Source organism: Paraburkholderia sp. RL18-101-BIB-B (assembly GCF_046026985.1).
Classification (GTDB): Bacteria; Pseudomonadota; Gammaproteobacteria; order Burkholderiales; family Burkholderiaceae; genus Paraburkholderia.
The window spans coordinates 36189-43664 of sequence record NZ_JARESV010000063.1 but is presented as its reverse complement, the minus strand read 5'-3'; the positions used below and the strand labels follow the sequence as shown (position 1 = coordinate 43664).

General features: G+C 65.6%; 7 protein-coding genes. 3 read left to right on the top strand and 4 right to left on the bottom strand.

Translation table 11 applies throughout. The features are described from left to right. Positions 1-361: 361 nt before the first annotated feature. The 3 genes from waaC (at position 362) to waaA (ending at position 3678) form a co-directional block, all read left to right on the top strand. A complete protein-coding gene (gene waaC / locus P0D73_RS41490) occupies positions 362-1363 on the top strand; it encodes a lipopolysaccharide heptosyltransferase I (protein ID WP_408435656.1) in 1002 nt (333 codons plus the stop codon). Positions 1364-1412: 49 nt separating this feature from the next. Then, positions 1413-2297 carry a Kdo hydroxylase KdoO gene (kdoO, locus tag P0D73_RS41485; RefSeq protein WP_132375803.1) on the top strand — a complete coding sequence of 295 codons (885 nt, stop codon included), beginning with the start codon at positions 1413-1415 and terminating at the stop codon, positions 2295-2297. A gap of 70 nt (positions 2298-2367) precedes the next feature. After that, positions 2368-3678, top strand: a complete 1311-nt coding sequence (gene waaA, locus P0D73_RS41480; protein WP_408435654.1) for a lipid IV(A) 3-deoxy-D-manno-octulosonic acid transferase — start codon at positions 2368-2370, stop codon at positions 3676-3678. 36 nt (positions 3679-3714) lie between these two features. On the opposite strand, the gene ureG is transcribed toward waaA, so the two are convergent. The 4 genes from ureG to ureC are packed head-to-tail and all read right to left on the bottom strand — an operon-like array spanning position 3715 to position 7452. Further along, positions 3715-4368, bottom strand: a complete 654-nt coding sequence (ureG, locus tag P0D73_RS41475) for an urease accessory protein UreG (protein ID WP_132375800.1) — start codon at positions 4366-4368, stop codon at positions 3715-3717. Positions 4369-4379: 11 nt separating this feature from the next. Further along, complete coding sequence (locus tag P0D73_RS41470; RefSeq protein ID WP_408283448.1) at positions 4380-5060, bottom strand: urease accessory protein UreF; 681 nt, start codon at positions 5058-5060, stop codon at positions 4380-4382. Then, the gene (gene ureE / locus P0D73_RS41465; protein WP_408179411.1) at positions 5047-5742 is read right to left on the bottom strand and encodes an urease accessory protein UreE; all 696 of its coding nucleotides are present in this window, start codon (positions 5740-5742) and stop codon (positions 5047-5049) included. The genes P0D73_RS41470 and ureE overlap by 14 nt, the downstream gene beginning before the upstream one ends. 3 nt (positions 5743-5745) lie before the next feature. Next, on the bottom strand, positions 5746-7452 hold the full coding sequence (gene ureC / locus P0D73_RS41460) for an urease subunit alpha (RefSeq protein ID WP_132375796.1): 1707 nt from the start codon (positions 7450-7452) through the stop codon (positions 5746-5748). Between the last annotated feature and the right edge of the window lie 24 nt (positions 7453-7476).

The following is a 7476-nucleotide window of genomic DNA, read 5'->3' as shown; positions in this document are numbered from 1 at the left end:
CCCCGGCCCCCCCCGGGCCCTAAAAAACCCCGGGGGGGGCGCGGGGGTTCGGTTCGAACCGCGGCGGCCGTCGAACGCGGCGCGGGTTTCTCTTACCGCGCCGCGTTTTTTCATGCCATTTACATGTAACGCGCTAGAATTGCCGTCCTCGCGAGAAAACGCCGGGCCGCCCCAAGTTTTCTCACCCCTTGGGGGTGGGGGCACTTTTAACAAAACGCCGGGCCGCCCCAAGTTTTCTCACCCCTCGGGGGTGGGGGCGCTTTTAACAGAACGCCGGGCCGCCCCAGGTTTTCTCATCGCCCACCGGGGTTCGGGGGCTCTCTCAACGCATCTTCGGGCCGGATAGCCGGTTTTCCCACTCTTGAGTGTGCAAAAGATACTGATCGTGAGGGTGTCGTCATTGGGCGACGTCGTTCACAACATGCCGGTGATCGCCGACATCCGACGCCGCCATCCCGACGCCCAGATCGACTGGCTGGTCGAAGAAAGCTTCGTGGGCCTCGTGCAACTCGTGAACGGCGTGCGGCGGGCGATTCCCGTGTCCCTGCGGCGCTGGCGCAAGCGCATTCTGTCGGTCGACAACTGGCGCGAGATCGGCGCTTTCCGCCGCGCGCTTGCCGCCGAACACTACGACCTCGTGATCGACTGCCAGGGGCTCATCAAGACCGCGTGGGTCGCGAGCATGGCGCGCGGGCCGCTGGCCGGCCTTGCGAACCGCACCGACGGCGCGGGCTTCGAATGGCCGGTGCGCTTCTTCTACGACAAGCGCGTGCCGATCGAGCCGCGCACCCATGTGGTCGAGCGCACGCGCCAACTGGTGGCCGCGGCGCTGGACGACCCGCCGCCGCAACCCACCGACGACATCGACTTCGGCATCGACACCGGGCGCGCCGCGCTGGCTTTGTCGGAGGCGAATCTGAACCTGCCGGTGCCGTACGTCGTGTTCGTGCACGCCACGTCGCGCGCCGACAAGCAGTGGCCCGACACCGCCTGGATCGAACTGGGGCAGTCGCTGGTGCGGCGCGGCGCGTCGATCGTGCTGCCGTGGGGCAGCGAGGAGGAGCGCGCCACCAGCGAGCGCCTCGCCAAGGAATTCGGTGCGGCGGCCATCGTGCCGCCAAAGCTCTCGTTGCCGGCGGTGGTAGGGTTGATCGAAGGCGCGGCCGCCACGGTTGGAGTTGACACAGGTCTGGTTCACATCGCCGCGGCGCTGAAGCGGCCCACGGTCGAGTTGTACAATTTCGCCACTGCGTGGCGTACTGGCGGCTACTGGTCGCCGAACGTCGTCAATCTCGGCACGGCCGGACAGCCGCCCACGCTGCAACAGGTGAAGTCGGCACTCGCGGGCTTCGGCCTGCTATGACACGTCCGGGGCGCTTCGCCTTGCGCTCCAACCGTTTTCAAGGGCGACCATGAACGAAACCCAGATCATCGAAGTAGCGAACGCCGACTGGCACGGACGCAATCTGTCCGTGCCGCGCGAGACGCTGCTTGCCGGCGTCGAACGCGGCAAAGTGCTGTACTTCCCCAATCTGCGCTTCGCGATCGAAGGTGGCGAACAGGCGCTGCTCGACCCCGCGCTCGCCGATCCGAGCCGCAAGAACATCAGCCTCGAACCGAATGGCGGCGCGTTGCACGGCGTGGCCGGCGACGCCGTTACCCAATCCGCCGTGCGCGCGTTGATCGCGCGTTATCAGACCAATGCGCGCACGCTGGTCGACGGGCTTTTTCCCGAATACAACGGCAGGCTGCGCGTGGCGCCGACCAGCCTGCGGCTGCATCAGGTGGAAACGCGCGAGACGTCATGGCGCAAAGACGATAGCCGTCTGCATGTGGACGCCTTTCCTTCGCGGCCGAACTATGGCGAGCGCATTCTGCGCGTGTTCACCAACGTCAATCCGCATGGCGCGCCGCGCGTGTGGCGTGTCGGCGAACCGTTCGAGGACATGGCCAAACGCTTCCTGCCGCGCATCAAGCCGCAGATGCCGGGCGCGGCGTGGCTGTTGAACCTGCTGCACGTGACCAAGTCGCCGCGCAGCGAGTACGACCATCTGATGCTGCATCTGCACGACGGCATGAAGGCCGATCTCGACTATCAGAAGTCGAGCCCGCAGGAGACCATGCCGTTTCCGCCCGGCAGCGTGTGGGTGTGTTTCTCGGATCAGACTTCGCACGCGGTGATGTCCGGCCAGTTCATGCTGGAGCAGACCTTCTTCCTGCCGGTCAAGTCGATGGCGCAACCGGAATGCGCGCCGCTCGGCATTCTCGAGCGCCTGAAGGGCAGGGCGCTGGTTTGAGCGCCGCGCTCCTCTATTTGCCGGTTCCGCTCTGCGCGTTGGCTGGTTCCTTCAGTCGGACGGAGCGCCGATGCTGAGGGCGATCTATCACGCGCTCTGGTGGATCATCGCGCCGCTGGCGGTATTGCGCCTGTTGATCCGCTCGCGCAAGGAACGCGGCTATCGCGAGCATATCGGTGAGCGGTTCGGCTACTCGCGTGGCAGGTTGCCTGAAGACGATGCGCCGCTGATCTGGGTGCACGCGGTGTCCGTGGGCGAGACGCGCGCCGCGCAACCGCTGATCGACGCGTTGATGAAGGCGCGTCCCGACGCACGCATTCTTTTGACGCACATGACGCCGAGCGGGCGCGCCACCGGCGAGCAGATTTTCGGCGAACGCGTGTTGCGCAGCTATCTGCCGTACGACATGCCGCATGCCGTGCGGCGGTTTTTGCGGACGTGGCGGCCGTCGCTCGGTCTGGTGATGGAAACCGAAGTGTGGCCGACGCTGATCGACGAATGCCGTCGCGCGGATGTGCCGCTGGTGCTCACCAATGCGCGGATGTCGGCGCGCTCGTACAAGCGCGCGGCCAAGTTCGGCAGTGCGACCAAGGACGTGTTCGGCGGCTTTGCGCGCGTGCTGGCGCAGAGTCCATCGGATGCCGAGCGGCTGACCGCGCTCGGCGCGCGCAACGCCGCCGTGCTCGGCAATCTGAAATTCGACATGAGCACGCCGCCGGAGCTGGCGGCGCGCGGGCATGCATGGCGCGCGGCGATCGGCGCGCGTCCAGTGTGGGTCGCGGCGAGCACGCGCGAAGGCGAAGAGGAACTGGTGCTGCAGGCGTTCGCGGCGCTCGGTATCGACAACGCGCTGCTGATTCTCGTGCCGCGTCACCCGCAACGTTTCAACGAAGTGGCGGGGCTGGTCGAGAAGGCCGGGCTACGGCTCGAGCGCCGCTCGGCGTGGGCGCCGGATGCGAACGTGGCATCGGCGGCAAGCAGCGGCGTGCCTGCGCTGCCTGCGCGCGTGAACGTGCTGCTGGGCGATTCGATGGGCGAATTGGGCGCTTACTATGCCGCTTCGGATCTGGCGTTCATCGGCGGCAGTCTGTTGCCGTTGGGCGGGCAGAACCTGATCGAGGCGTGTGCGGTCGGTGTCCCGGTGCTGATCGGCCCGCACGTATTCAACTTTACGCAAGCCACCGCGGATGCCGTGGCGGCGGGCGCCGCCGTGCAGGTGAAAGATCCGGCCGATCTGGGGCGCGCGTTGCGTGAACTGTTTGGCGACAAGGCGCGCAGGCTGGCTATGGGCGGCGCAGCGTCGGCGTTCGCGGCGCGCCATCGCGGCGCGACGGCGCGGACCGTGGATGTGTTGATGGCGTTGTTGCCGGAGGGGGAGTGAGAGCGTGGGCGCAAACGCGGCACGCGCGCCCGCGCCTTACACCTTCAACAACCCCTTCTCCTCGATAAACTTCACCACCACATCCAAGCCGTCGAGCGCCTTCAGATTGCACATCACGAAGGGCCGCTCACCGCGCATCTTCTTCGCGTCCGACGCCATCACTTCGAGATTCGCGCCGACCATCGGCGCAAGGTCCGTCTTGTTGATCACCAGCAGATCGGACTTCGTGATGCCGGGGCCGCCTTTACGCGGAATCTTCTCGCCACCCGCCACGTCGATCACATAGATCGTCAGGTCCGACAGTTCCGGACTGAACGTCGCCGCGAGGTTGTCGCCGCCCGATTCGATGAACACGATGTCGGCATCGGGAAAACGCGTCAGCATGCGGTCGACGGCTTCGAGATTGATCGACGCGTCCTCGCGAATCGCCGTGTGCGGACAGCCGCCCGTCTCGACGCCCATGATCCGTTCAGCCGGCAACGCGCCCGCTACCGTCAACAGACGCTGGTCCTCTTTCGTATAGATGTCGTTGGTGATGGCGACGAGGTCGTACTGTTCGCGCATCGCCTTGCAGAGCATTTCGAGCAGCGTGGTCTTGCCCGAGCCGACCGGGCCGCCGACGCCCACGCGCAGCGGCGGCAGTTTCTTCGTGCGGACGGACGAATGGGCAGGATGATGAGGTGCGTTCATGGTAGTTCGTGTTATGAGCGAAAGAGCCGCGAATACTGCGACTCGTGACGCGCCGAGAGAATGCCGAGTTGCGGCGCGAAGGTGTTGATGTTTTCGGGCGACGTGGCCATGGCGCGCGTGACGGCGGCATCGATCGGCTCGCGCAACGCGACGATGATGCGTTGACCGGCGAGCTGGCCCAACGGCACGGCCTTCAACGCGGCGGCCGCCTGGTTTTCCACCCAGCTGAAGGCGTAGGCGGCGAGGGCGGCGTCGACGGCTGCGTCGTGGGCGTAGGCGGCGAAGGCAAACGCGGTGGGTTGAGCGAGCGGCGTCATCGAGGCGAGCGTCGCGCGTCGCTCGGCATCGCCCCATTCGAGCGATACGCACAGCTGCCGCAACGACCAGCCCATTTGTTCCGTTTCGCGGCGCAATTCCGCGGATTCACGGCTCGCCAGGAATTCGCTGTTGGCGTGCGCGAGGGCCGAGGCGTCATGCGTGCGCCAGCGTTCCATCTGATGCGCAAGGAAAGGCAGTTCGGCGTGCGCGAGCACGTCGGTCAAGCCGCTGGCGATCCACTCGCGGGCGGAGTCGGCATCGGTGATCAGTTGTGCTTCGATGGCCGCTTCGAGACCCTGCGAGTAGCTGAAAGCGCCAATCGGCAGCGCCGGCGACGCAAGATGCAGCAGCGCCGTCAGTTCAGCGATGCGCATGATGGTGGTGATGCCCGTGACCGCACGATTCGTCGTGGACGTGATCGCCGTGATCGTGGTCATGATCGTGCGCGTGCTCATGGCCGTGCTCATGGCCGTGCGAATGCGCATGCCCTTGCGCCGCGTGGCTATGCCCATGCTCATGGTCATGCGAATGCTCATGCCCATGATGCTCGCCGAACACCTGCTGCGCGAGCGCATAGTCTTCGGCGAAGGTTTCGTCGTGACCATGCTTATGGCCGCCGCCATACGCGCCGGATTCCGGCTGGAACGGCATCGAGACCTGATCGACCGTCGCGCCGATGCGCTTGAGCATGTCGGCCAGCACCGGATCGTATTCGAGCTTCAGATAGTCCGCACCGACTTCCACCGGCGTGTGGCGATTGCCGAGGTGATAGGCGGCGCGCGTGAGCGTCAACGCATCTTTCGCGCGCACGTAGAGCACCGTTTCCGGCGCGGCGACGACGCGCACGAGGCCGCCGTCGTCGGCGACCAGGACGTCGCCCTCACGCAGCACAGTGCCGCGCGGCAGCAGCAGCGCGACTTCTTCGCCGCTATCGAGCGTGGCCGCGAGCCGGCTCTTGCGCCGGTCGTCGAACGCCAGCGTCAGGGTCGGTGCGCGCTTGACCAGCACGGGTGCGAGCTTCAGATGCGGCGCGATGAGTTTGTCGATGGTGCGCATGATTTAGAACAGAAAGTAGCGTTGCGCCATCGGCAGCACGGTGGCCGGTTCGCAGGTCAGCAACTGACCGTCGGCGATCACCTGATAGGTTTCCGGATCGACGCTGATCGCCGGGCGCCACGCATTGTGGATCATGTCTGCCTTCGAGATGTTGCGGCAGTTCCTGACCGCAACGATACGCTTGTTCAGGCCGTAGCGTTCGCCGACGCCGGCATCGGCGGCGATCTGCGAGACGAAGGTCAGCGACGTGCGTCCCAATGCGCCGCCGCGCGTCGCGAACATCTCGCGATAATGCACCGGCTGCGGCGTCGGAATCGACGCGTTGGGATCGCCCATCTGCGCCATGGCGATCATGCCGCCCTTGAGGATCAGCGACGGCTTGATGCCGAAGAACGCCGGTTCCCAGAACACCAGGTCAGCCCACTTGCCCGGCTCGATCGAGCCGACTTCATGCGCGATGCCGTGCGTGATCGCCGGGTTGATCGTGTACTTGGCGACGTAGCGCTTCGCACGGAAGTTGTCGTGGTGCGCATTGTCCTCTGGCAGCGCGCCGCGTTGCACCTTCATCTTGTGCGCCGTCTGCCACGTGCGGATGATCACTTCGCCGACTCGGCCCATGGCCTGCGAATCCGACGACAGCATCGACAGCGCGCCGAGATCGTGCAGGATGTCTTCGGCGGCAATCGTTTCGCGGCGAATGCGCGATTCGGCGAACGCGATGTCTTCCGCAATCGACGGATCGAGGTGATGGCACACCATCAGCATGTCGAGGTGCTCTTCGAGCGTGTTGACGGTGTACGGGCGCGTCGGATTGGTCGAGGAGGGCAGCACGTTCGCTTCGCCGCACACCTTGATGATGTCCGGCGCGTGGCCGCCTCCCGCGCCTTCCGTGTGATACGTGTGGATCGTGCGGCCCTTGAACGCGGCCACGGTCGCTTCGACAAAACCCGCTTCGTTCAGCGTGTCCGTGTGGATTGCGACCTGCGTGTCGGTGTCGTCGGCGACGGAGAGACAGTTGTCGATCGCCGCCGGCGTGGTGCCCCAGTCCTCATGCAACTTCAAACCGATGGCGCCCGCGGCGATCTGCTCCAGCGCCGGCTGCGGCTGGCTCACGTTGCCCTTCCCGAGAAAGCCGAGATTCATCGGATAACCGTCAGCCGCTTGCAGCATGCGTTCGAGATGCCACGGACCCGGCGTACAGGTGGTGGCGTTCGTGCCCGTGGCCGGACCGGTGCCGCCGCCGAGCATGGTGGTCACACCGCTCGCGAGCGCTTCCTCGATCTGCTGCGGGCTGATGAAGTGAATATGCGTGTCGATGCCGCCCGCCGTCACGATCAGGCCTTCGCCCGCGATCACTTCGGTGGAGGCGCCGATCGCGATCGTCACGTTCGGCTGGATGTCGGGATTGCCCGCTTTGCCGATCGCGGCGATGCGGCCGTCCTTGATGCCGATGTCGGCCTTGACGATGCCCCAGTGATCCAGAATCACGGCATTCGTCACGACGGTATCGACCACGTCGGCATGCACGCGCTGCGACTGGCCCATGCCGTCGCGAATCACTTTGCCGCCGCCGAATTTCACTTCTTCGCCGTAGGTGGTGAAGTCACGCTCGACTTCGATCAGCAATTCAGTGTCGGCGAGGCGCACGCGGTCGCCGGTGGTGGGGCCGAACATTTCCGCGTACGCGCGGCGGCCAATGCGTAAGGTCATGGTGTGGGTCCGGAAATGAACAGG

Bases quoted from the DNA above. Each gene is read 5' to 3' on its own strand.
- ureE (WP_408179411.1), bottom strand. From the start codon at position 5,742: ATGCGCACCATCGACAAACTCATCGCGCCGCATCTGAAGCTCGCACCC.
- ureG (WP_132375800.1), bottom strand. From the start codon at position 4,368: ATGAACGCACCTCATCATCCTGCCCATTCGTCCGTCCGCACGAAGAAA.
- ureC (WP_132375796.1), bottom strand. From the start codon at position 7,452: ATGACCTTACGCATTGGCCGCCGCGCGTACGCGGAAATGTTCGGCCCC.
- P0D73_RS41470 (WP_408283448.1), bottom strand. From the start codon at position 5,060: ATGCGCATCGCTGAACTGACGGCGCTGCTGCATCTTGCGTCGCCGGCG.
- kdoO (WP_132375803.1), top strand. From the start codon at position 1,413: ATGAACGAAACCCAGATCATCGAAGTAGCGAACGCCGACTGGCACGGA.
- waaA (WP_408435654.1), top strand. From the start codon at position 2,368: ATGCTGAGGGCGATCTATCACGCGCTCTGGTGGATCATCGCGCCGCTG.